The sequence below is a fragment of the Rhodococcus sp. P14 genome (assembly GCF_000256505.1).
In the GTDB taxonomy this organism is placed as follows: Bacteria; Actinomycetota; Actinomycetes; order Mycobacteriales; family Mycobacteriaceae; genus Rhodococcus; species Rhodococcus ruber.
The window spans coordinates 1-20,546 of sequence record NZ_AJFC01000257.1 but is presented as its reverse complement, the minus strand read 5'-3'; the positions used below and the strand labels follow the sequence as shown (position 1 = coordinate 20,546).

Below are 20,546 nucleotides of genomic sequence, written 5' to 3'. Positions count from 1 at the left end.
CCGGCGGGGCGAGCCTGCTGCGCGGCGCCCGCTACGCCGCGCACGACATCCTCAACCGCGGCGGCCTGCCGTTGAAGGTGGATTCGGACGCGTTCACCGTCGGCGAGAACCTCGCGGCCACACCCGGCAAGGTGGTCTTCCGCAACGACCTGATCGAGCTGATCCAGTACGCGCCGCAGACCGAGCAGGTGCACGCGGTGCCGATCCTGGCCGCACCGCCCTGGATCAACAAGTACTACATCCTCGACCTCGCGCCCGGCCGGAGCCTCGCCGAATGGGCGGTCCAGCACGGCCGAACCGTGTTCATGATCTCGTACCGGAACCCGGACGAGTCGATGCGGCACATCACGATGGACGACTACTACGTCGACGGCATCGCCACTGCGCTGGACGTGGTCGAGGAGATCACCGGCTCGCCGAAGATCGAGGTGCTCTCCATCTGCCTCGGCGGCGCGATGGCCGCGATGGCCGCCGCGCGCGCGTTCGCCGTCGGCGACAAGCGCGTGAGCGCCTTCACGATGCTCAACACGCTGCTCGACTACAGCCAGGTCGGGGAACTGGGTCTGCTGACCGACCCGGCGACGCTGGACCTCGTCGAGTTCCGGATGCGGCAGCAGGGCTTCCTGTCCGGCAAGGAGATGGCCGGCAGCTTCGACATGATCCGCGCGAAGGACCTCGTCTTCAACTACTGGGTCTCGCGGTGGATGAAGGGCGAGAAGCCGGCGGCCTTCGACATCCTCGCGTGGAACGAGGACAGCACGAGCATGCCCGCGGAGATGCACTCGCACTACCTCCGGTCGCTCTACGGCCGCAACGAGCTCGCCGAGGGCCTCTACGTGCTCGACGGACAGCCGCTGAACCTGCACGACATCGCGTGTGACACCTATGTCGTCGGCGCGATCAACGACCACATCGTGCCCTGGACGTCGTCGTACCAGGCGGTGAACCTGCTCGGGGGCGACGTGCGCTACGTGCTCACCAACGGCGGGCACGTCGCCGGTGCGGTGAACCCCCCGGGCAAGCGGGTGTGGTTCAAGGCCGTCGGCGCGCCGGACGCCGAGTCCGGCACCCCCCTGCCCGCGGATCCGCAGGTCTGGGACGAGGCCGCCACCCGCTACGAGCACTCGTGGTGGGAGGACTGGACGGCGTGGTCGAACAAGCGCGCCGGGGAACTGGTGGCGCCGCCGGCCATGGGGAGTACCGCCCATCCCCCGCTCGAGGATGCTCCGGGTACGTACGTCTTCAGCTGAGGACTTGCCCGTTAGCAATCATCCTGCTAACCTGCTAACAGCGTCCTCCGAGGCGCTGTCGCACACTCGAACGGAAGGAACGCCATGACCACCGCCAAGACCCCGGTCGACGCCGCCGTCGCCAAGACCACCGCCGACGCCGCCAAGGCCAACGAGGCCGCTGCCAAGGCCACCGCGGACGCCACCGCCGCCGCTCAGAAGATCGCCGAGTCGGCCACCGCCGCCGCCAACCAGGCCACCGCCGAGTTCACCAAGGCCCTCGACGACAGCGCCGCCCGCCTGAGCGAGTTCAACGACAAGGTCGTCGACGCCGCCAAGCAGAGCGGCAACCTGACCGTCGACACCTACGAGCGCGCCGTGTCGAGCCTGCTCGACCTGCAGGAGAAGCTCGCCTCCGCCAGCCCCGTCGGCTGGGTCGAGGACCTCACCAAGGCGCAGGTCTCCTTCGCCCGGGAGCTGACCGCCACGGTCACCACCACCGCCCGCGATCTCCTCAAGTGATCGATTGTGCGTCTTTTCCGTCGCGATCACGACGGAGAAGCCGTACCACCACGCCGGGCGCCGGTTCAATGAACCCCATGGATGCCCTGCAGACCGTCGCGATCGCCGCCGCCCCGTTCCGTCTGGGGGCGGCGGCGATCGCCGGTTGGAGCAGCTACCTGGCCACCCTGACCCGGCGCGGCGCGCATCCACTCGACGTCGCGACCGACATCGCCGACTGGTGGCGGGCGCTCACCGACCGCGAACCGCCGCACTGGGCGCATCCGTGGCCCGTCGCACACTCCTGGCCGCTCGCCCGGCTGCGTGACTGCAGCGACCCCGACGCCCCGGAACCGGAAGCCGTACCCACCCTGCTGCTGCCGCCGCAGTCCGGGTCGCACTCGTGCATCGTCGATCTCTCCTCCGACCGCAGTCAGGTCCAGGCCCTGCGCGGCGGCGGGCTGACACGGCTGTACTGCCTGGACTGGGCCCCCGCCGGTCCGGCCACCGACAGCGCCTCCCTCGACGACCATCTCGCCGTCCTCGCCGAGGCCGTCGACCTGCTCGGCGGTCGGGTCAACCTGATCGGCGGCAGCCAGGGCGGCTGGCTCGCGGCGATGCACACCGCCCTGCACCCGCAGACCGTGCACAGCCTCACCGTCGCGGGGGCGCCGATCGACTTCCACGCCGACCGTCCCGCTGCCGTCGCCTTCGACCACCTGCCCCGCGCGGTGTCCACGTCCGTGCTGAACCTGTGGTACGACACCGGCCGGCTGTTCGGGGTGCTGCCCACCGACCCGGTGAGCGAGATCGAGCGCAGCCTCGAACTGCTGGGTCTGCTCGACGACCCCGAGACCCTCGCCCAGGCGATCGAGGAACGCCGGTGGTTCCTGTGGCGGCAGGAGATCCCTGCGGCGTTCCGGACGTGGATCCTCGAGCACCTGTTCATCGGCAACGGCCTCGTCGCCGGCGCCGTCACCACCGCTGCCGGCACGGTGGACCTGACCGCCGTCGAGTGCCCCGTGCACATCGTCCTCGGTCGACAGGACCTCGTGGTGCCACCGGGACAGGTCCTCGCCCTCGCCGACCAGGTGCGCACCCCCGCGGGTGACATCACGGTGCACGAGGTCGATGCCGGCCACCTCGGGTTGTTCGTCGGCCGGCGCGCCCTCGCGGACCTGTGGCCACGGCTCGCTGCCCGGATCGCCGCGCACTCCCGATGAGGATCTCCGCCACCGCAGTCCGGGCGGCCGCGGTCGCGGTGGCCTCGAGGGCCGCGGTGGCGGTGGTACTGGCCGTCGTCGTCGCAACCCCCGCCGCGGCGGGGCCGGCGCCGCCCGCCCACGCCCCGGCAGACGGGTTCCTGTGGGGCGTGTCGAGTTCGGGCTTCCAGTCCGAAGGCTCACCGCCGGACAGCAACTGGACCCGATACGCCGCGGCGGGCCGCACCCGCGAACCTGTCGGCACGTCGGTGGATTTCCGGCACCGCTACCGGGAGGACATCGCCGCCGCCGCAGGCCTCGGGGTGGACGTGTTCCGGTTCTCGGTCGAGTGGTCCCGCATCCAACCCACCCCACACGACTGGGACGAGACCGAACTGCGCTACTACGACGACGTGGTCGCGGCGGTGCGCGGGCACGGCATGATCCCGATGATCACCCTCGACCACTGGGTGTACCCCGGCTGGATCGCCGACCGCGGCGGCTGGCGCGATCCCGCCACGATCGAGGCGTGGCTCGCCAACGCCGAGCGGGTCGTCGCCCGGTACGCCGGGCAGGGGGTGATGTGGGTGACGATCAACGAACCGACCATCTACGTCCAGAAGGAACTCGCCTTCGGCGGGCTCACCGCCGGCGACGTCCCGCGCATGTTCGACGCCCTGGTCGTCGCGCACCGCGCCGTCTATGCCCGGATCCACGAACTGGATCCGGGGGCGCGCGTGACGTCGAACACCGCATACATACCCGGCGTCCAGACCGGACTCGACACGCTGTTCGTCGACCGGGTCCGCGACACCCTCGACTTCCTCGGCCTGGACTACTACTACGGCGCCACGGTGGACAACCCGAGCGCGATCCACGCGCTCACCGACGACTTCGCCTCGATCGTTCCGCATCCCGACGGGATGTACGAGGCGCTGATGCACTACACCCACCGCTACCCCGGGCTGCCGCTGTACGTCGTGGAGAACGGAATGCCCACCGCCGACGGGGCGCCCCGCGCCGACGGCTGGACCCGGGCGCGACACCTGCGTGAGCACGTCGACCGGGTGCGCCGAGCCGCGGCCGACGGCGCCCCCGTCTTCGGATACAACTACTGGTCGATCACCGACAACTACGAGTGGGGAAGCTACACACCACGTTTCGGCCTCTACACCGTCGACGTGCGCACCGATCCGGATCTGACGCGCCGCCCGACCGACGGGGTCGCCGCCTACCGGGCCGTCACCGGCGAGCCCTGGCCGGTGCCGGTGCCGGCACCGGTGCCGAGATGACCCGCCCGGCCCGGTCGTAGCATGGCGGGATGACCTGGCAGACCTGGGTGGCCCTGCTCGGCGCGTCCTGGATGATCAGCCTCTCCCCCGGCGCCGGCGCCATCGCATCGATATCCTCGGGCCTCGCCCACGGGTTGCGGCGCGGCTGGTGGAACATCGTCGGGCTGCAACTCGGCCTGCTGCTGCAGATCGTCGTGGTCACCGCCGGCGTCGGCGCGATCCTCGCCGGATCCGCCGCCGCCTTCACGGTGATCAAGTGGTTCGGCGTCGCCTACCTCGTCTATCTGGGAGTGCGCCAGTGGCGCACGCGGCCCACCGAGGTCACCCCCGACGCGGCGCCGGGTCTCGGCTCGGCACCGGTCCTGGTGGCCCGCGGCTTCCTGATCAACGCGAGCAACCCGAAGGCTGTGGTGTTCATGCTGGCCGTACTGCCGCAGTTCCTCGATCCCGGGGCTCCGCTGCTGCAGCAGTACCTGATCATCGCGGCGACCATGGTGACCGTCGACATGATCGTCATGACCGGATACACGGGTCTGGCGGCACGGGTGCTGACGCTGATGCGCTCGCCACACCAGCAGCGCCTCACCGGCCGGGTGTTCTCCGGGCTGTTCTTCGCTGCCGCCGCGTTCCTCGCCACCGTGCGCCGCACGGCCACCGCGGCCTGACGTCCGGTCAGTGCTGTCGCGGCGGCACGCCGAGCCGCTCGCACGCGGCGTGATACAGGGCGACGACCGCGGTACGGATCCCCGCCCGGTCGGCGACGGGTTCGAGCCACGGCACCCGCACCGTCGTCTCGGTGCCGCCCACCTCGGCGACCCACTCGCCGAACTCGGTGTGCACGCCGGTCATGCGCGCGACGTCTGCCGTGGGTTCGGCGAACGCACGGACCACCAGCAGGTTGTCGTCGGCGTGGTCGTCGTTCATGTGCCGGGTCACGGCCGCGACGACGGCGGGCTCGAAGGAAGTCACGCCGGCGAGCCTAGCCCGACCGATCGTGGCCGGCGGCCGGCACCCCGAAGGCGCGTTCGAGTGCGGTGAGTTCGTCGTCGAGGTGCCCGAGGAGACGATCGAGCCGCGGGACGCTGCGGCTGCACGAGGTCAGACCGAAGGCGATCCGGTCGTCGGTGCTGGTGCAGGTGATGTTGAGGGCCTGCCCGTCGACCGGCACCGACAGCGGGTACAGGGCGTCGACGCGGGCACCGTTCCAGTACAGCGGCTCGGTCGGGCCGGGCACGTTGGAGACGATCACGTTGAACGGCGGGCGGACCACGGCCCGGTTGCCGGTGAGCACCCCCACCGCGAGCGGTGCCATGCCCAGGGCACTCACGGTGAGCAGCGCCGTCTGGGAGCGGCCCCGCAGGGACTGCTTGCCGTCGACCATCGCGTCCCTGACGGCGAGCAGGCGCGCCGCCGAGTCGTCGAGGTGGGTCGCCAGCGGGCACATCAGGACGCCGACGTCGTTGCCGCCCTCGGTGGTCTTCTCCCGCCGCAGCGAGACCGGCACCATCGCGACGAGCGAATCGTCGGGCAGGGCCTCGTGTTCGAGCAGATAGGCGCGCAGTGCTCCCGCGGACATCGCGAGAACGACATCGTTGACGGTGGCGCGGGCCGCCTCGGCGACGCGCCGCAGCCGCACCAGCGACCAGTCGTGCGCCGCGAAGCGGCGGCCACCGGCGATGGAGACGTTGAACATCGTGCGCGGCGCCGCGAGCGACATCGCGCCACCGCGGCCCCGCAGGGCCCGGTCCACGGTCCCGACCACGGCGGGCACCATCCCGACGGCCTCGTCGATCACGCCGCGCACGGCGCGCACCGTCACGCCCGGCAGGTCGAGCGCGGTCCCCACCGCGGAGTGCACCGGGTCCGGGGACGGAAAGGGTGACCAGGGCGCCGGCATGTCGGTGCGGTCCGGGTCGGCGCTCAGGGCCCGGTGCAGCAGCCGCATGGCACCGACCCCGTCGGCGAGGGCGTGGTGGATCTTCGTGTAGATCGCGTACCGGCCGTCGGCGAGACCCTCGATCAGGTGCATCTCCCACAGCGGCCGGCTGCGGTCGAGCAGGGTGCTGTGCAGCCGGGACACCAGCGCGCGCAGTTCGGCGTTCCCGCCGGGCTGCGGCAGCGCGTCGCGCCGGACGTGGTACTCGAGATCGAAGTGCGGATCGTCCTCCCACGCCCACATCCCGAAGGTGGTGAGCGAGCGGACGGCTCGTCGGCGCCACAGGGACGCCACGTCGTCACGGGCGAGGGCCGCGTCGAACAAGGTGCGCAGGGTACGGGCGTCGCCGCCCGGCGGCGGCTGCAGCAGGATCAGTCCCCCGACATGCATGGGATGTTCGCGCGACTCGCCGAGCAGGAACATCGAGTCGGTCGGTGCCATCGGCAGACGCATGCGAACTCTCTCCGCTCCCCCGCCGGGGAACTCGTTCGTGGTGGGCCCCCTGTGACCCGCCGGACGCGCGCCGCCGCCGTGAGGTGCCTCACGGCGGCGGATACGTAGCCAGTTGTACGCGATCGGCGCGGCCGGCGCCACGCGCGGCGCCGCGTGGCGTCACATGTCGAGACCGAGGTCGAGGACGCTCACCGAATGGGTCAACGCGCCGACGGCGAGGTAGTCGACGCCGGTGCGGGCGTAGTCCGCGGCCACGTCGAGGGTCAGGCCCCCGGAGGACTCGAGCCGAGTCCGCGGCGCGTGGGTGTTACGCCGCTGCACCGCGATCTGCGTCTGCCACAGCGGGAAGTTGTCGAGCAGGATCAGCTCGACGTTCTCGGCGAGCACCTCGTCGAACTGCTCGAGGCTGTCGACCTCCACCTCGCACTCGAGGCCGGGGGCCTGGGCCCGCACGGCCCGCAGCGCCGCGACGACCGAACCGGCGGCGACGACGTGGTTGTCCTTGATCAGCGCGGCGTCGCCGAGACCCATCCGGTGGTTGACCCCACCACCGACCCGCACCGCGTACTTCTGCAGCGCGCGCAGGCCGGGCAGGGTCTTGCGGCTGTCGCGGATCTTCGCGTCGGTGCCGGCGACGGCGTCCACCCACCGAGCGGTGGCCGTGGCGATGCCGGACAGGTGACACATCAGGTTCAGCATGGTGCGCTCGGCGGTGAGCAGGCCCCGGGTGGGTGCCTGCACCGTCAGGACGGTCTCCCCCGCCTCGGCGCGGTGCCCGTCGACGGCACGGTCGAGCACCTCGTAGGTGCCGGCGCCGAGGACCTCGTCGAGCACCAGCAGACCGATGTCGATCCCGGCGACGGTGCCGGGGCTGCGCGGCACCACCGATGCCGTGGCCACGGCATCGGCGGGCACCGTGGCGTCGGTGGTCACATCCGGGCCGTAGCGCAGGTCCTCGTCGAGGGCGACGCGCACCAGCGCGAGCGTCTCGTCCCGATCGAGTCCGGCGGGCAGCTCGGTACTGGCCATTCAGTGCGCTCCTGTGAGTTGTGGTGTGTGCAGCGTGATCTCGCCGTCCGCATCGAGCCGCGTCTCGAGGCTGCGACGCTGGGCGGGGTCGGTGCCGGGATGGTCCGAACGGGTGTGGCATCCGCGGCTCTCGGTCCGGGCGCCGGCCGCGAGGGTCAGGGCCCGGGCCGCGACGGTGAGCGCGGCGTCCTCGAGTGCCGGCGCGTCGGCGCACCGGTCGGTCGGGGCGGAAGCGAGGTTCGCCCCGGCGACGGCGAGTCCGGCCGCATCGCGGACGACGGAGGCGTGCCGGGTCATCAGCTGCTGCAACGCCGCCCGGGGCGCGCGGGGCCGCGCCGGCAGGTCGGCGTCGGCGGTCTCGACGCGCAGTCCCCCGCGCTCCTCGGCCGCTGCCACGCCGGCGCGTTCGCCGACGACGAGGCCCTCGAGCAGGCTGTTGGAGGCGAGCCGGTTGCCCCCGTGCAGGCCGGTGCGGGCGACCTCGCCCGCCGCGTACAGCCCCGGAACGCCGGTGCGGCCGTACACGTCGGTGACGACCCCACCGCACGAGTAGTGCGCGGCCGGGGCGACGGGGATCAGGTCCCGAGCCGGGTCCAGGCCCACCTGCGCGAGGGAGGCCGTGACGGTCGGGAACCGCCGCGCGAATCCCTCCAGGTGCCGCGCATCGAGCAGGACGTGGTCGTCGCCGAGTTCGGCGAGCCGGGTGGCGATGGCACGGGAGACGACGTCGCGCGGTGCGAGGTCGCCGAGGGGATGCGCTCCGGCGGTGACCGAGCGGCCGGCGCTGTCCACGAGGCGTGCGCCCTCGCCGCGCACGGCCTCGCTGACGAGTGGGCGGCGGCCGACGGATCCGGCCGCGAACAGCACGGTCGGGTGGAACTGCACGAACTCGAGGTCGGCGACGGCGGCGCCGGCGTCCAGCGCCAGCGCGATCCCGTCGGCGGTGGCGCCGGCCGGGTTGGTGCTGCACGCGTACAGCTGCCCGAGACCGCCGGTGGCCAGCAGCACGGCCGGGGCGTGGACGACACCGAGGCCCCGGCCGTCGAGGACGAGCAGCCCGGTGACTCCACCGTCGTCGGTGAGGACGCGGGCGGCGGCGGCCCCGAAGAGCACCGGCAGGCCGGCGGCGCCCAGGGCACGCTGGATCTCGGCGCCGGTGGCGTCGCCGCCGGCGTGGATGATGCGCCGGGTGCTGTGCCCGCCCTCGCGGGTGCGGGCGATGCCGCCGTCGCGGCCGCGGTCGAACACGGCGCCGAGGTCGGTGAGCGCGGCGACGGCATCCTGGCCGCCGGAGACGATGGACCGCACGGCCGCCTCGTCGCACAGACCGGCACCGGCGGCGCACGTGTCGGCGACGTGGACGTCCACGGAATCCGCCGGGCCCGGGGCGACGACGGCGATGCCGCCCTGCGCGTACTGGGTGGCGGTGTCGGTGGGGCCGCCCTTGCTGACGGTCAGTACCCGCAGTCCGCGCCGGGACGCGGCGCGGGCGGCGGTGAGGCCGGCCACGCCGCCCCCGACCACCACGAGGTCGGCGCGGGCCTCCCAGCGGATCGTGTCCTGCCGCTCCGCTCGGGCCGCGCCGACACCGGAGGACATGATCACTCCCCGCCGCCGGGGTTGCCGATGGCGATCATCCGCTGCACCGACTGCCGCGCCCGCTCGGCGACGGCCGGGTCGACGTGGACCTCGTCCTTGCCCTCCTGCAGGCAGCGCAGCAACGCGGCCGGGGTGATCATCTTCATGTAGGGGCAGGACGCGCGGTCGTTGACGGCCTGGAAGTCGACTCCGGGTGCGGCCTTGCGCAGCTGGTGCAGCATGCCCACCTCGGTGGCGACGAGAACCTGCTTCGCGCCGGTGGCGCGGGCCGCGTCGAGCATGCCGCCGGTCGACAGGATCTTGACCTTGTCGTCGGCGACGAAGCCCTCGCCCGCGAGGTACAGCGCGGACGTCGCGCAGCCGCACTCGGGGTGGACGAACAGCTCGGCGTCGGGGTGCGCCTTGGACTTGGCGGCGAGTTCGTCGCCGTTGATCCCGGCGTGCACGTGGCATTCGCCCGCCCAGATGTGCATGTTCTGCCGGCCGGTCACGCGCTTGACGTGGGCGCCGAGGAATTGGTCGGGCAGGAAGAGCACCTCGCGGTCGGGGTCGATGGAGGCGACGACGTCGACCGCGTTCGAGGAGGTGCAGCAGATGTCGGTCAGGCCCTTGACCTCGGCGGTGGTGTTGACGTACGACACGACGACCGCGTCGGGATGATCGGCCTTCCATTCGCGCAACTGCTCGGCGGTGATCGAGTCCGCGAGCGAGCAGCCGGCCCGCTCGTCGGGGATGAGGACCGTCTTGGTGGGACTGAGGATCTTCGCGGTCTCGGCCATGAAGTGCACGCCGCAGAAGACGATGGTGTCCTCCTCGGCCTCGGCGGCGATGCGCGAGAGGGCGAGGGAGTCGCCGACGTGGTCGGCGACGTCCTGGATGGCGGGCAGCTGGTAGTTGTGCGCCAGCAACGTGGCGTTGCGCTCACGCGCCAGTCGCCGGACCTCCTCGGCCCATTCCGGGGTCGCCTCGACGCCCGTGTAACCGGCGGGTCCGTCCTGGATCGGGGTCTGTGCGCCCGCCCACGTCGTAGTGGTCATGGCCTGCTCCTTCGCCGTGCACCGGGCGGGCTGTGCCCGGATTTCCGTATTCGGTGGTTTTCGACTTAGGATCGAAAACATGACACATGGTAGCACCCTTCACGAAGTGCTCATCGTCGTGTTCCAGGTCCGCCGATTCCCGGACACCCACGGGGGCACGAAGACCGAGCTCGGAGTGCTGCTGTGGCAGCGTGCCCTCGACCCGCAGGCGGGCACCTGGTCGCTGCCCGGAGGCCGCCTCCGCGACGACGAGGACCTCACCACCTCCGCGCGCCGCCAGCTGGCCGAGAAGGTCGACGTGCGCGAGGTGGCGCACCTCGAGCAGCTCTCGGTGTTCTCCGATCCGCACCGCGTGCCGGGACCGCGCACGATCGCCTCGACGTACCTCGGGCTGGTGCCGATCACCTCCGATCCCCGGCTACCCGGGGACACCGCCTGGCATCCCGTCTCGGACCTGCCGGCGATGTCCTTCGACCACGGGATCATGGTCGAGAACGCGCGCACCCGCCTGGCCGCCAAGCTGTCGTACACCAACATCGCCTTCGGGCTGGCCCCGGCCGAGTTCGCCATGTCCACGTTGCGCGAGATCTACTGCGCGGCACTCGGATACCAGGTGGACGCCACGAACCTGCAGCGCGTGCTCAAGCGGCGCGACGTCCTGACCCCCACCGGCACCACCGCGCCGTCCGGCCGGGCCGGCGGCCGGCCTCCCGCGCTGTTCCGCTTCACCGAGTCGCGCCTGCGCGTCACCGACGAGTTCGCCGCCCTGCGCCCGCCGGGTTGACCGGTGCCGGCGCCCGGGTGGACCCGGCGGGGCGGGGGTCAGCACCCGGGGTGATCCGCCCTGGCCCGCCGCACGGCGCCCGGATCGCACCCGGAGTTCGCGCGCACCCCGATTCCGCGAGCCCCGGACGCGGCGCCTCAGGCGAGGTCCGACTCCGCATCGAAGCGCGCGCGGGCGGCGTCGATTTCGGGCAGGTGCGCGTCGGCCCACGCGAGGAGGACGTCGACCGGCGGGCGGAGCGTCTTACCGAGCGGGGTCATCCGGTATTCGACCGCGACCGGGCGGGAACTGAGGAGCGTGCGCTCGACGATGCCGTTGCGTTCGAGTCGACGCAGGGTCGCGGTCAGCGACTTCTGCGTCACGGCGGGGATCGCGCGCCGCAGCTCGTTGAACCGGCTCGGACGCTCGCACAGCTCGTTGCACACCGCCAACGACCACTTGTCGAGGATCTGATCGAGCAGCTCACGATGCGGTGCGGTGACCGTGAGTGCACCGAGGGCGTCCGAGGTGGTATCGCGCACGACACCTAGTCTCGTTGAAGTGACCTTCGGAGACCAAGTATCACTGTGATACCTGTTCGGATCGATGAGCGAGGAGCACCCCATGACCGTTCGATACCTGACCCCCGAAGGCATGACCCAGCCCACCCCGTACCACCACGTCGCCGTCGGCACAGGCACCCGCCATGTCCACGTCGCCGGCCAGATCGCCCGGCTCGCGGACGGCACCCCCGTCTCACCCGGCGATCTGGCGGGACAGGTCGCCCAGGCGTTGCGGAACACCGCAACCGGACTGGCCGGTGCGGGGGCGGGGTTCGGCGACGTCCTGCGGCTGCCCTTTCACGTCACGAACTGGGCACCGGAGAAGATCACCGACTTCATGGCGGGCCTCGAACAGGTCGCCGAGGAGATCGGGCTGCCCGTGCCGGTGCCGCCGGCCTCCCTCGTCGGCGTGGACTACCTGTTCGAGCCGGATGTGCTCGTCGAAGTCGAAGCGACCGCCATCCTCGACTGAGCCGGGTCCGGCCGCCGGCGGACGCGCTGCGACCGTGCCCGCCGGCGGCCGGCCCCCGTCTCAGCGACGTTCGGTCAGGCTCGAATCGAGCATCCCGTGCCGTGAGCACCGGGCCCACCAGCCGTCGGGGGCGATCTGCACGATCATCCGCCGTCCGCACTGCTCGCAGAACCGGGGCGGTTCGAGACCGAGCCGGGCCGCGGCCGGGACCGGGGCGCCCTCGTCCACGGGCCGGCCGGTGAACGGATTGAACACACCGGCCTCCTAGAAGGTCTCGCCGAGCGCCTTGATCGGCATCTTCAGCTCGCCGAGCAGGTCGAGGTCGGACTCGGCGGGCCGGCCGAGGGTGGTGAGGTAGTTGCCGACGATGACGGCGTTGATGCCGCCGAGGATGCCCTGCTTGGCGCCGAGGTCGCCGAGGGTGATCTCGCGGCCGCCGGCGAAGCGCAGGATGGTGCGCGGCAGCGCGAGCCGGAAGGCGGCAACGGCCTTGAGCGCCTCCGCCGCCGGCAGGACCTCGAGGTCCCCGAACGGGGTGCCCGGGCGCGGGTTGAGGAAGTTCAGGGGCACCTCGTCGGGTTCGAGGGCGGCCAGGTCGGCGGCGAATTCGGCGCGCTGCTCGAGCGTCTCCCCCATGCCCAGGATGCCGCCGCAGCACACCTCCATCCCGGCCTCACGGACCATCCGCAGCGTCTCCCACCGCTCCTCCCAGGTGTGGGTGGTGACGACCTGGGGGAAGAACGAGCGGGCGGTCTCGAGGTTGTGGTTGTAGCGGTGCACTCCCATCGCGGCGAGCTGGTCGACCTGCTCCCGGGTGAGCATGCCGAGCGAACACGCCACCTGGATGTCGACCTCGTTGCGGATCGCTTCGACACCGGCGGCGACCTGAGCCATCAGACGCGCGTCGGGCCCTCGGACGGCGGCGACGATGCAGAACTCGGTCGCGCCGGTCTTGGCCGTCTGCTTGGCGGCCTCGACGAGGCTGGGGATGTCGAGCCACGCCGAGCGGACCGGGGAGGAGAACAGTCCCGACTGGGAGCAGAAGTGGCAGTCCTCGGGGCAGCCGCCGGTCTTGAGGCTGATGATGCCCTCCACCTCGACCTCGGGGCCGCACCAGGTCATGCGGACCTCGTGGGCCAGGCCGAGCAGGTCCTCGAGCCGGTCGTCGGGCAGCCGCAGCACCTCGAGCACCTGCTCGCGGTCGAGTCCCTCGCCACGCCCCAGGACCTGTTCGCGGGCGAGGGCGAGGATGTCGGCACGGGCGGGGGCCTGGGTCACGGGAGTCTCCTGGAGGATGCGGGTCGCGGCACACTTGAACACCGTTCACTTGAACGACGTTCAGGCTAGGGTGACGGTGGTCTACTGTCAACGCGACGGATGCTCGGGAACCAGACGGGAGCGAACGGTGCAGTTGCGACGCGGCGACGTCCTCGACGGCGCGATGGCGATCCTCGACGAGTACGGGCTCGGCGACCTGACGATGCGGAAGCTCGCCACCTCGCTCGGCGTCCAGCCCGGGGCCCTGTACTGGCACTTCCCGAACAAGCAGACCCTGCTCGGGGCGATGGCCGACCGCATCCTCGACGGCGTCGCGGCCCCGCCCACCGCGTCCACGTGGGACGGCGCCCTCAGCGAACTCGCGCATCGCTTCCGCGCCGCACTGCTCGCGCACCGAGACGGCGCGGAACTCGTCGCCGCGACCTACGCGTCGCGCCTGACCACTGCGCGGGTGCGCGAGGCATTCGTCGCGGCGGGGCTCCGGGCCCGGTTGTCCCGGGCGCACGCCGAGCTCGCCGGATACGCGCTGCTGCACTACGTCCTCGGCCACACCGTCGACGAACAGTCCCGCCTGCAACTCGCCGAACTCGGGGCGCTGACCCGCAAGCCCGTCTCCCCCGACGTCGCCACCGAGACCGCGGCCGGTTCGGACGACGACCTGCTCGACGGGGATCCGGCCGTGCGCTTCGATTTCGGCCTGACCCTGTTCGTCGACGGCATCCGCACCCGGTTGCACGCGGGCGGCGCCGAGGCGCCCGGACCGAATGTCACACCGGTGCGGTTCAACTGAACGCATGTGACATTCGGCCGGACCGGTCAGCGCCGGAACAGCTTGTTTCCGAGCCAGACGATCGGGTCGTAGCGACGGTCGACGACGCGTTCCTTCATCGGGATCAGCGCGTTGTCCGTGATGTGGATGTTCTCCGGGCACACCTCGGTGCAGCACTTGGTGATGTTGCACAGCCCCAGTCCGTGCTCTTCCTGGGCGGCGGTGCGCCGGTCGGCCACGTCGAGCGGATGCATCTCGAGTTCGGCGATCCGCATCAGGTACCGGGGTCCGGCGAACGCCTCCTTGTTCTCCTCGTGGTCGCGCACCACGTGGCAGACGTTCTGGCACAGGAAGCACTCGATGCACTTGCGGAACTCCTGCGACCGCTGCACGTCGATCTGCCGCATCCGGTACTCCCCCGGCGCCAGGTCGGGTGGGGGCGCGAACGCCGGGATCTCCCGGGCCTTGGCGTAGTTGAAGGACACATCGGTGACCAGGTCCCGGATCACCGGGAAGGTGCGCAGCGGGGTCACGGTGACCACCTCGTCCTCCGCGAAGACCGACATCCGGGTCATACACAGCAGCCGCGGACGGCCGTTGACCTCCGCCGAGCAGGACCCGCACTTGCCCGCCTTGCAGTTCCATCGCACCGCCAGGTCGGGAGCCTGGGTGGCCTGCAGCCGGTGGACGATGTCGAGAACGACCTCCCCCTCGTTCACCTCGACGGTGTAGTCGCGCAGTTCGCCGCCCCCGTCGTCGCCGCGCCAGATCCTGAATGCCGCTCGGTAGCCCATGGCTACGGCCTCCGTCCCGGATGTTCCGCGAGTTCGTCGTCGGTGTAGTACTTGGCGAGTTCCTCGACATCGAACAGCGCCAACAGGTCCGGACGCATGGGCACCTGACGTTCGGGCGCGACGGTGACATCCGGGATCGAGCCGTCGCCGTCGTCCGTGCGACACACCAGCAGCGTCCGGCGCCAGTTCGGATCCATCGACGGGTGGTCGTCGCGGGTATGCCCGCCCCGGCTCTCGGTGCGCAGCAACGCCGCCCGGGCCACGCACTCGCTCACGAGCAGCATGTTGCGCAGATCCAGGGCGAGGTGCCAGCCGGGATTGAACTGCCGGTGCCCCTCCACGGCGACGTTGCGGATCCGTGCCCGCAACGCAGCGAGATCGTCGAGGGCGCGGGCGATCTCGTCCGCGCGCCGGATGATGCCCACCAGGTCCTGCATGCACTGCTGCAACCCGGTGTGCAGGGTGTACGGGTTCTCCGCCGTCGCGGGCTCGGCGGGATCGAAGGGCGCCAGCGCCGTACGCGCCGCCGCGACGACGTCCGCGTCCGCGAGGCGTGGACGGTGCCCGAGGCCCTGCACGTAGTCGGCGGCGCCGAGACCGGCGCGCCGGCCGAACACCAGCAGGTCCGACAGGGAGTTGCCGCCGAGCCGGTTCGATCCGTGCATCCCGCCCGAGCACTCGCCGGCGGCGAACAGGCCGGGCACGGACGCGGCCCCGGTCTCGGGATCGACCTCGATCCCGCCCATCACGTAGTGGCAGGTGGGGCCGACCTCCATCGCCTCGGCGGTGATGTCGACGTCGGCGAGTTCCTTGAACTGGTGGTGCATCGACGGCAGCCGCCGGACGATCTCCTCGGCGGGCATGCGTGAGGCGATGTCGAGGAACACCCCGCCGTGCGGGGTGCCACGACCGGCCTTGACCTCGGAATTGATGGCGCGGGCCACCTCGTCGCGCGGCAGCAGGTCCGGGGTGCGGCGATTGTTCTCCTGGTCGGTGTACCAGCGGTCGGCCTCCTCCTCCGTCTCGGCGTACTGACCTTTGAACACCGGCGGAATGTAGGAGAACATGAACCGTTCGTTCTCGGAGTTCTTCAGCACCCCACCGTCACCGCGTACCCCCTCGGTGACGAGGATGCCCTTGACGCTGGGCGGCCACACCATCCCGGTGGGGTGGAACTGGACGAACTCCATGTTGATCAGAGCGGCCCCGGCCCGCAGCGCGAGCGCATGACCGTCGCCGGTGTACTCCCACGAATTCGACGTGACCTTCCAGGACTTGCCGATCCCGCCGGTGGCGAGGACGACGGCGGGGGCCTCGAACAGCACGAACCGGCCGGACTCGCGCCAGTACCCGAACGCACCGGCGATGCGGCCCTCGTCGTCCTTCAGCAGTTCGGTGACGGTGCACTCGGCGAACACCCGCACCCGCGCGTCGTAGTCGCCGGTGGCGGCGTAGTCCTCCTGCTGGAGCGACACGATCTTCTGCTGCATCGTGCGGATCAGCTCGAGCCCGGTACGGTCGCCGACGTGCGCGAGCCGGGGGTAGGTGTGACCGCCGAAGTTGCGCTGGCTGATCCGGCCGTCGGGGGTGCGGTCGAACAACGCACCGTAGGTCTCGAGTTCCCACACCCGGTCGGGGGCCTCGCGCGCATGCAACTCGGCCATGCGCCAGTTGTTGAGGAACTTCCCTCCGCGCATGGTGTCCTGGAAGTGCACCTGCCACGAGTCGTGCGGGTTGGCGTTGCCCATCGCGGCGGCGCACCCGCCTTCCGCCATGACGGTGTGCGCCTTGCCGAACAGCGACTTGCACACGACTGCGACCCGCAGTCCGCGCTGACGCGCCTCGATGACGGCACGCAGCCCCGCCCCGCCCGCGCCGATGACCACCACGTCGTAGCTGTGCCGTTCGACGTCCGCCATCCAGTCCTCCTCTGCTGCCGAACCGCCCGCGGCAGGCGCCCGGGCCGGCGTCGTGGCTCAGCCGACGAACCGCAGGTCCGAAACCGTGCCGCTCGCCACGAGCATGATGTAGAAATCCGTGATCATCAGGGTGCCCAGCGTGGTCCACGCCAGCTGCATGTGCCGGGTGTTGAGCCTGGAAACGAACGTCCAGACCCGGTAGCGCAGCGGGTGTTTCGAGAAGTGTTTGAGCCGGCCGCCGGTGACGTGCCGGCACGAGTGGCACGAGACGGTGTATGCCCACAGCAGCACGACGTTCACCACCAGGACGATGTTGCCGAGCCCGAACCCGAACCCGCCCCCGGCACCGTGGAACGCGAGGATCGCGTCGTAGGTGTTGATCGCCGAGATGACGAGCGCGACGTAGAAGAAGTAGCGGTGCGAGTTCTGGATCAGCAGCGGCAACCGCGTCTCCCCCGTGTACCGGGCGTGCGGCTCGGCGACGGCGCAGGCCGGCGGCGCCAGCCAGATCGAGCGGTAGTAGGCCTTGCGGTAGTAGTAGCACGTCAGCCGGAACCCGAGCAGGAACGGCAGCGACAGGAACGCCAGGGGGATCCACATGGGCAGTTCACCCACCCACGTGCCGAAGTGCCGGGCACCGGGCACGCACGACGCGCTGACGCACGGGGAGTAGAACGGCGTGAGGTAGTGGTACTCCTCCACCCAGTACGCAGTGCGCACGAACGACCGGATCGTCGCGTAGACGACGAAGACGGCCAGCCCGAGTGTGGTGAGCAGGGGCGGCTGCCACCACCGGTCGGTGCGTAGCGTGCGCGCCGCGATCCGGGCCCGCGTCGCGGAGCGCACGCCGGTGCCTGCCGCGGGCGCGCTCACCGCGAGCCGTGCAGGCCGCCGAGCCCCTCGTCGTCGCAGTCGACGCCGCGGAAGATCTCGTCGTACGGGGTGTCGGGGATCGGGATCCGCTCGCCGACCGGCCGGGACGCCTCCCGCGGCGGGGAGGCCGCCAGGTCCTGCGCGTCGATGTCGAGCCGGTCCACGTCGTTGACCAGACGACGTACGGCGGCGGCGTCGCCGTACCGCGACCGGAGCGAGGTCAGGCAGTGCCGCAGGTGACCGATGGTGCGGTGCAGTTCCTGCATTTCGGTGGTGGACATTCGTACCTCCGAGAGGTCGGTCGGCACGTCGACACCTGCCGACTCTGTGTGACAGCTATCACAGTACGACATTCGCGCGGCCTCGCAGGCGAATCCGGGTATCGACGCGCACGGGCCGTGACCGAACGGGATGCCGAGCCGGATCCGGACAGAACGGACCAGGAAATGTGAAATCTCTGCTACAGGTTTCGAAAACCTGTGCTCCGGGAAGACTTGGATGCCACTGTGAAAGCAGCACGCGCTGAAGAGAGTTAGGACAGAGAAACGTCATGCAGACCACCTTGTTCGCCTCCGCCGCCTCCCGCCGCGCCTCGGCCACTGCCGGCTCGGCCATGAGCACCGAGGAGATCAAGCGCCGTATCGAGGCGATGTTCGCCGAACCACGCACCGACGAGCAGTCGGCGGGCACCGGGCGCGCATGAGGTCGAGGACGTCGATGCGGAAAGCAGGGGATCAGATGACTTCAGGATCGATCGAGGGGGGATCGGCCGGCGAACTGCTGATCGTCGGCGACTGCTCCCGGGTGCTCGACGGCGCCCGTGGGGCCGAGTTGCGGACGTGGGCACGTGAGCACGGATTCGGACTCACCGATACCTTCGCCGGAGGCCGGGTGGTGTGCGCGATCGTCGCCGAGGAGGTGCTCGACGGCGCGTGCTCCGCGGCCGAGGCGATGACGATGCAGTCCGTGCGCGCCGCAGGCGTTCCGTGCGTCTGCGTGCACGACGCCCCCGCACGGATCCTCGAGGCACTCGCCGAGCACGACCTGCCGGTCGGTGCGGGGACCTCGCCGGCCCGGGACGTCCCGGTCCCCCTTGGGACCGTATGCACCTCGGTGTTCGCCTCGGGCGGCGACGCCGCCCTTCGCCGACACCCGCAGCCTGCCTGACTTCTCCCGGAGTGCATTCCGGCCCCGGCGCGCGAAGCGCCGGGGCCGGAATCCGTTCGTGGGCAGCGTGCCGCCCGGGCGACTCGCGTCAGCCGGTGGCCGCCGAGGTCTTCCCCGGCAACTGCCAGCGCATCGCCACCTGTGTGCCGTCGGGGTTGACGGCCAGGTCGGTATCCGAGGCCAGATTCCGGATCAGCGCCAGGCCGTGCCCCCGGGAGCTATCGGCCGCCGGCGTGGCCGAACCCCGCCAGTGCCCGTGGTCGGTGACGACGACCTCCACACACCGGTCCTGCGGCGAGTACTTCGCTTCGAGGTCGACCGTGCCGTCACCGTCATCCGCGGTGTACGCGTGCTCGACGGCGTTCGCGAGCGCCTCGTAGCTGGCCAGCAGCACGTCCTGGCCGCCGACCTCGGCGAGCCGCAAGCCGCTGAGCCAGCGGTCGAGCGCCTGCCGCAGCATCGTCACCTGCGAGGCCTCGGCCCGTACGCCGCGGAAGTACAGTCCCGTCGTCAGAAAGGCCGGTGCTACGCCTCGCGCCTGCATCCTCGTTCCCTCGTCGTCGACGGGTCCCCGCCGGATTTCCACCCCGGACACACCGGTCCGGTCGAGCCGGCGCGACCCGACCGACTCGTGCCTCCGCGGCGGTTCATGCCTCCGTGCCGGCCTTGTCGGCCTGCAGAGCGGCCAGCGCCTCGTCCAGGCGGCTGTGGATCGGGAACACCTCGTCCAGGCCGAGCAGCGACAGCGGCCGGGCGGTGGCCGAACCCTGCGCGACGACGGCGTAGGGGGTCGTGCCGGCGGTCTTCTTCGACAGGTCGACCAGCACGGCGATGCCGACCGACGCGAGGAAGTTGACTGCACCGAGGTCCACGATCAGGCCCCGGCACTTGTCGTTGCCGAGGGTGGCGACAGCTTCCTCCTCGAGCTGCGGGGCGCTGACCAGATCCACGTCACCGGCCACCGACAGCACCGCGATGTCGCCGCTCCACGCCTGGGAAACGGCCATGATCGGCTGTTCGGAAGTCGCTTCGTTCATCTGTCCATCATGCAAGACACTGTCCTCCTGTGCGATAGCGGGTCCGATCCCGGGGGTCGGAGTCAACGGGGTATACCTGCGGTGAGCAGGGCGATGTCGTCCTGCGCCCGTGCAAGAATCGATTCCGAAAGTTCGGCGACGAGGCGGGCGTCGGCCACCGGGCGGTCGGAGAGGATCGGTGCGGCGCACGAGCCGGGAGCGCGGCGGATCTGCCGCGCCCCGCCCAGCCCGTGGGCGGCCTCGAGCCGGATGCGGTCGGCGTCGACGATCGGCACCGGCGCCCCGAACCAGGACGCGGCGATCCGGCCGAACGGGCCGTCGAGAATGTGGGAGTGCGAGACCGCCCGCCTGCGGGCCGTCTCGCACTGCTGGTGATCGAGCACCCTCATCGCTTGCGCTGTCTCCTACACCGACTTCCGGTCTGCCTCGGTCGGGGATACGCAGCGGTCGACGCCGGACGCGGCGAACACTGCGTAGCACTGACGTAGGGACGCGTCGTCGGGACGCGTCCTCACTGGCACTACGGCTGGTGTCTCAACCGCACCGGATACCCTACCCGAACTCGTCGTCCTCGCACATTCGTTCACCTGCGGGAAGCGTGGCGGTGCGCCCGGCCGGGCGCCGCGGGGACAG

25 protein-coding genes are annotated in these 20,546 nt (G+C 71.1%); 10 read left to right on the top strand and 15 right to left on the bottom strand.

Translation table 11 applies throughout. The features are described 5' to 3' along the window. From OEY_RS0118215 to OEY_RS0118195, 5 genes are all read left to right on the top strand, one after another. Nucleotides 1–1,250, top strand: a 1,250-nt coding sequence (locus tag OEY_RS0118215) for a PHA/PHB synthase family protein (protein WP_010595258.1), incomplete at its 5' end; no start/stop codon positions are given. A gap of 84 nt (nucleotides 1,251–1,334) precedes the next feature. Then, a complete protein-coding gene (locus tag OEY_RS0118210) occupies nucleotides 1,335–1,751 on the top strand; it encodes a hypothetical protein (RefSeq protein ID WP_010595257.1) in 417 nt (138 codons plus the stop codon). 77 nt (nucleotides 1,752–1,828) lie between these two features. Next, complete coding sequence (locus tag OEY_RS0118205) at nucleotides 1,829–2,953, top strand: DUF3141 domain-containing protein (RefSeq protein ID WP_010595256.1); 1,125 nt, start codon at nucleotides 1,829–1,831, stop codon at nucleotides 2,951–2,953. After that, nucleotides 2,950–4,224 (top strand): family 1 glycosylhydrolase, encoded by a 1,275-nt coding sequence (locus tag OEY_RS0118200; protein WP_010595255.1) that lies wholly within the window; start codon nucleotides 2,950–2,952, stop codon nucleotides 4,222–4,224. Before OEY_RS0118205 ends, OEY_RS0118200 begins: the two co-directional genes overlap by 4 nt. Nucleotides 4,225–4,253: 29 nt before the next feature. Continuing rightward, nucleotides 4,254–4,889, top strand: coding sequence for a LysE family transporter (locus OEY_RS0118195; RefSeq protein WP_010595254.1), 636 nt, complete (start codon nucleotides 4,254–4,256; stop codon nucleotides 4,887–4,889). 7 nt (nucleotides 4,890–4,896) lie between these two features. Here OEY_RS0118195 and OEY_RS0118190 read toward each other — a convergent pair whose 3' ends face one another. The 5 genes from OEY_RS0118190 to nadA all read right to left on the bottom strand — a co-directional run bounded on the left by OEY_RS0118190 (nucleotide 4,897) and on the right by nadA (nucleotide 10,278). Beyond that, entirely contained in the window at nucleotides 4,897–5,193 is a 297-nt protein-coding gene (locus tag OEY_RS0118190) for a DUF2470 domain-containing protein (RefSeq protein ID WP_010595253.1), read from the bottom strand. A gap of 10 nt (nucleotides 5,194–5,203) precedes the next feature. Further along, nucleotides 5,204–6,613, bottom strand: coding sequence for a WS/DGAT/MGAT family O-acyltransferase (locus OEY_RS0118185; protein ID WP_010595252.1), 1,410 nt, complete (start codon nucleotides 6,611–6,613; stop codon nucleotides 5,204–5,206). Between the two features lie 159 nt (nucleotides 6,614–6,772). After that, nucleotides 6,773–7,642, bottom strand: a complete 870-nt coding sequence (nadC, locus tag OEY_RS0118180; protein WP_010595251.1) for a carboxylating nicotinate-nucleotide diphosphorylase — start codon at nucleotides 7,640–7,642, stop codon at nucleotides 6,773–6,775. Beyond that, nucleotides 7,643–9,241, bottom strand: a complete 1,599-nt coding sequence (locus OEY_RS0118175; RefSeq protein WP_029540098.1) for an L-aspartate oxidase — start codon at nucleotides 9,239–9,241, stop codon at nucleotides 7,643–7,645. Nucleotides 9,242–9,243: 2 nt separating this feature from the next. Beyond that, a complete protein-coding gene (gene nadA / locus OEY_RS0118170) occupies nucleotides 9,244–10,278 on the bottom strand; it encodes a quinolinate synthase NadA (protein ID WP_010595249.1) in 1,035 nt (344 codons plus the stop codon). A gap of 79 nt (nucleotides 10,279–10,357) precedes the next feature. Here nadA and OEY_RS0118165 point away from each other — a divergent pair, with 79 nt between their 5' ends. Continuing rightward, a complete protein-coding gene (locus tag OEY_RS0118165; RefSeq protein WP_010595248.1) occupies nucleotides 10,358–11,062 on the top strand; it encodes an NUDIX hydrolase in 705 nt (234 codons plus the stop codon). A gap of 137 nt (nucleotides 11,063–11,199) precedes the next feature. On the opposite strand, the gene OEY_RS0118160 is transcribed toward OEY_RS0118165, so the two are convergent. Beyond that, nucleotides 11,200–11,583, bottom strand: a complete 384-nt coding sequence (locus OEY_RS0118160; RefSeq protein WP_010595247.1) for a winged helix-turn-helix transcriptional regulator — start codon at nucleotides 11,581–11,583, stop codon at nucleotides 11,200–11,202. Nucleotides 11,584–11,665: 82 nt separating this feature from the next. Here OEY_RS0118160 and OEY_RS0118155 point away from each other — a divergent pair, with 82 nt between their 5' ends. Further along, nucleotides 11,666–12,076, top strand: a complete 411-nt coding sequence (locus tag OEY_RS0118155) for a RidA family protein (RefSeq protein ID WP_010595246.1) — start codon at nucleotides 11,666–11,668, stop codon at nucleotides 12,074–12,076. Nucleotides 12,077–12,136: 60 nt separating this feature from the next. On the opposite strand, the gene bsaP is transcribed toward OEY_RS0118155, so the two are convergent. Together bsaP and bioB are read right to left on the bottom strand one after the other, a co-directional pair. Continuing rightward, nucleotides 12,137–12,331 carry a biotin synthase auxiliary protein BsaP gene (gene bsaP / locus OEY_RS0118150; protein WP_003935826.1) on the bottom strand — a complete coding sequence of 65 codons (195 nt, stop codon included), beginning with the start codon at nucleotides 12,329–12,331 and terminating at the stop codon, nucleotides 12,137–12,139. Between the two features lie 9 nt (nucleotides 12,332–12,340). After that, entirely contained in the window at nucleotides 12,341–13,354 is a 1,014-nt protein-coding gene (gene bioB / locus OEY_RS0118145; protein ID WP_010595245.1) for a biotin synthase BioB, read from the bottom strand. A gap of 127 nt (nucleotides 13,355–13,481) precedes the next feature. Between bioB and OEY_RS0118140 the strand changes: the two genes are divergently transcribed. Then, entirely contained in the window at nucleotides 13,482–14,144 is a 663-nt protein-coding gene (locus tag OEY_RS0118140) for a TetR/AcrR family transcriptional regulator C-terminal domain-containing protein (protein WP_010595244.1), read from the top strand. A 26-nt stretch (nucleotides 14,145–14,170) separates the two neighbouring features. Here OEY_RS0118140 and OEY_RS0118135 read toward each other — a convergent pair whose 3' ends face one another. Genes OEY_RS0118135 through OEY_RS0118120 form a run of 4 tightly spaced genes read right to left on the bottom strand, consistent with a single transcriptional unit; the run spans nucleotide 14,171 to nucleotide 17,990 of the window. Next, nucleotides 14,171–14,917, bottom strand: coding sequence for a succinate dehydrogenase/fumarate reductase iron-sulfur subunit (locus OEY_RS0118135; RefSeq protein WP_010595243.1), 747 nt, complete (start codon nucleotides 14,915–14,917; stop codon nucleotides 14,171–14,173). A 2-nt stretch (nucleotides 14,918–14,919) separates the two neighbouring features. Continuing rightward, nucleotides 14,920–16,836, bottom strand: coding sequence for a fumarate reductase/succinate dehydrogenase flavoprotein subunit (locus OEY_RS0118130; protein WP_010595242.1), 1,917 nt, complete (start codon nucleotides 16,834–16,836; stop codon nucleotides 14,920–14,922). Between the two features lie 57 nt (nucleotides 16,837–16,893). Further along, on the bottom strand, nucleotides 16,894–17,709 hold the full coding sequence (locus OEY_RS0118125; RefSeq protein ID WP_010595241.1) for a hypothetical protein: 816 nt from the start codon (nucleotides 17,707–17,709) through the stop codon (nucleotides 16,894–16,896). Then, nucleotides 17,706–17,990 (bottom strand): hypothetical protein, encoded by a 285-nt coding sequence (locus OEY_RS0118120; protein WP_003935832.1) that lies wholly within the window; start codon nucleotides 17,988–17,990, stop codon nucleotides 17,706–17,708. The genes OEY_RS0118125 and OEY_RS0118120 overlap by 4 nt, the downstream gene beginning before the upstream one ends. A 269-nt stretch (nucleotides 17,991–18,259) precedes the next feature. Between OEY_RS0118120 and OEY_RS30860 the strand changes: the two genes are divergently transcribed. Further along, on the top strand, nucleotides 18,260–18,412 hold the full coding sequence (locus tag OEY_RS30860) for a hypothetical protein (RefSeq protein ID WP_017681412.1): 153 nt from the start codon (nucleotides 18,260–18,262) through the stop codon (nucleotides 18,410–18,412). A 35-nt stretch (nucleotides 18,413–18,447) separates the two neighbouring features. Continuing rightward, nucleotides 18,448–18,876, top strand: coding sequence for a hypothetical protein (locus tag OEY_RS0118110; RefSeq protein WP_010595239.1), 429 nt, complete (start codon nucleotides 18,448–18,450; stop codon nucleotides 18,874–18,876). Nucleotides 18,877–18,964: 88 nt separating this feature from the next. Here the strand turns inward: OEY_RS0118110 and OEY_RS0118105 are convergent, their stop codons facing one another. From OEY_RS0118105 to OEY_RS0118095, 3 genes are all read right to left on the bottom strand, one after another. Next, on the bottom strand, nucleotides 18,965–19,420 hold the full coding sequence (locus tag OEY_RS0118105) for an ATP-binding protein (protein ID WP_051009393.1): 456 nt from the start codon (nucleotides 19,418–19,420) through the stop codon (nucleotides 18,965–18,967). Between the two features lie 103 nt (nucleotides 19,421–19,523). Continuing rightward, nucleotides 19,524–19,913 carry an STAS domain-containing protein gene (locus OEY_RS0118100; protein WP_003935836.1) on the bottom strand — a complete coding sequence of 130 codons (390 nt, stop codon included), beginning with the start codon at nucleotides 19,911–19,913 and terminating at the stop codon, nucleotides 19,524–19,526. A 62-nt stretch (nucleotides 19,914–19,975) separates the two neighbouring features. Next, complete coding sequence (locus OEY_RS0118095) at nucleotides 19,976–20,302, bottom strand: hypothetical protein (RefSeq protein WP_010595237.1); 327 nt, start codon at nucleotides 20,300–20,302, stop codon at nucleotides 19,976–19,978. Nucleotides 20,303–20,546: the final 244 nt, after the last annotated feature.

Bases quoted from the DNA above. Each gene is read 5' to 3' on its own strand.
- OEY_RS0118210 (WP_010595257.1), top strand. From the start codon at position 1,335: ATGACCACCGCCAAGACCCCGGTCGACGCCGCCGTCGCCAAGACCACC.
- OEY_RS0118205 (WP_010595256.1), top strand. From the start codon at position 1,829: ATGGATGCCCTGCAGACCGTCGCGATCGCCGCCGCCCCGTTCCGTCTG.
- OEY_RS0118200 (WP_010595255.1), top strand. From the start codon at position 2,950: ATGAGGATCTCCGCCACCGCAGTCCGGGCGGCCGCGGTCGCGGTGGCC.
- OEY_RS0118195 (WP_010595254.1), top strand. From the start codon at position 4,254: ATGACCTGGCAGACCTGGGTGGCCCTGCTCGGCGCGTCCTGGATGATC.
- OEY_RS0118185 (WP_010595252.1), bottom strand. From the start codon at position 6,613: ATGCGTCTGCCGATGGCACCGACCGACTCGATGTTCCTGCTCGGCGAG.
- nadC (WP_010595251.1), bottom strand. From the start codon at position 7,642: ATGGCCAGTACCGAGCTGCCCGCCGGACTCGATCGGGACGAGACGCTC.
- OEY_RS0118175 (WP_029540098.1), bottom strand. From the start codon at position 9,241: ATGTCCTCCGGTGTCGGCGCGGCCCGAGCGGAGCGGCAGGACACGATC.
- nadA (WP_010595249.1), bottom strand. From the start codon at position 10,278: ATGACCACTACGACGTGGGCGGGCGCACAGACCCCGATCCAGGACGGA.
- OEY_RS0118165 (WP_010595248.1), top strand. From the start codon at position 10,358: ATGACACATGGTAGCACCCTTCACGAAGTGCTCATCGTCGTGTTCCAG.
- OEY_RS0118155 (WP_010595246.1), top strand. From the start codon at position 11,666: ATGACCGTTCGATACCTGACCCCCGAAGGCATGACCCAGCCCACCCCG.
- OEY_RS0118135 (WP_010595243.1), bottom strand. From the start codon at position 14,917: ATGGGCTACCGAGCGGCATTCAGGATCTGGCGCGGCGACGACGGGGGC.
- OEY_RS0118130 (WP_010595242.1), bottom strand. From the start codon at position 16,836: ATGGCGGACGTCGAACGGCACAGCTACGACGTGGTGGTCATCGGCGCG.
- OEY_RS0118120 (WP_003935832.1), bottom strand. From the start codon at position 17,990: ATGTCCACCACCGAAATGCAGGAACTGCACCGCACCATCGGTCACCTG.
- OEY_RS30860 (WP_017681412.1), top strand. From the start codon at position 18,260: ATGCAGACCACCTTGTTCGCCTCCGCCGCCTCCCGCCGCGCCTCGGCC.
- OEY_RS0118110 (WP_010595239.1), top strand. From the start codon at position 18,448: ATGACTTCAGGATCGATCGAGGGGGGATCGGCCGGCGAACTGCTGATC.
- OEY_RS0118105 (WP_051009393.1), bottom strand. From the start codon at position 19,420: ATGCAGGCGCGAGGCGTAGCACCGGCCTTTCTGACGACGGGACTGTAC.
- OEY_RS0118100 (WP_003935836.1), bottom strand. From the start codon at position 19,913: ATGAACGAAGCGACTTCCGAACAGCCGATCATGGCCGTTTCCCAGGCG.
- OEY_RS0118095 (WP_010595237.1), bottom strand. From the start codon at position 20,302: ATGAGGGTGCTCGATCACCAGCAGTGCGAGACGGCCCGCAGGCGGGCG.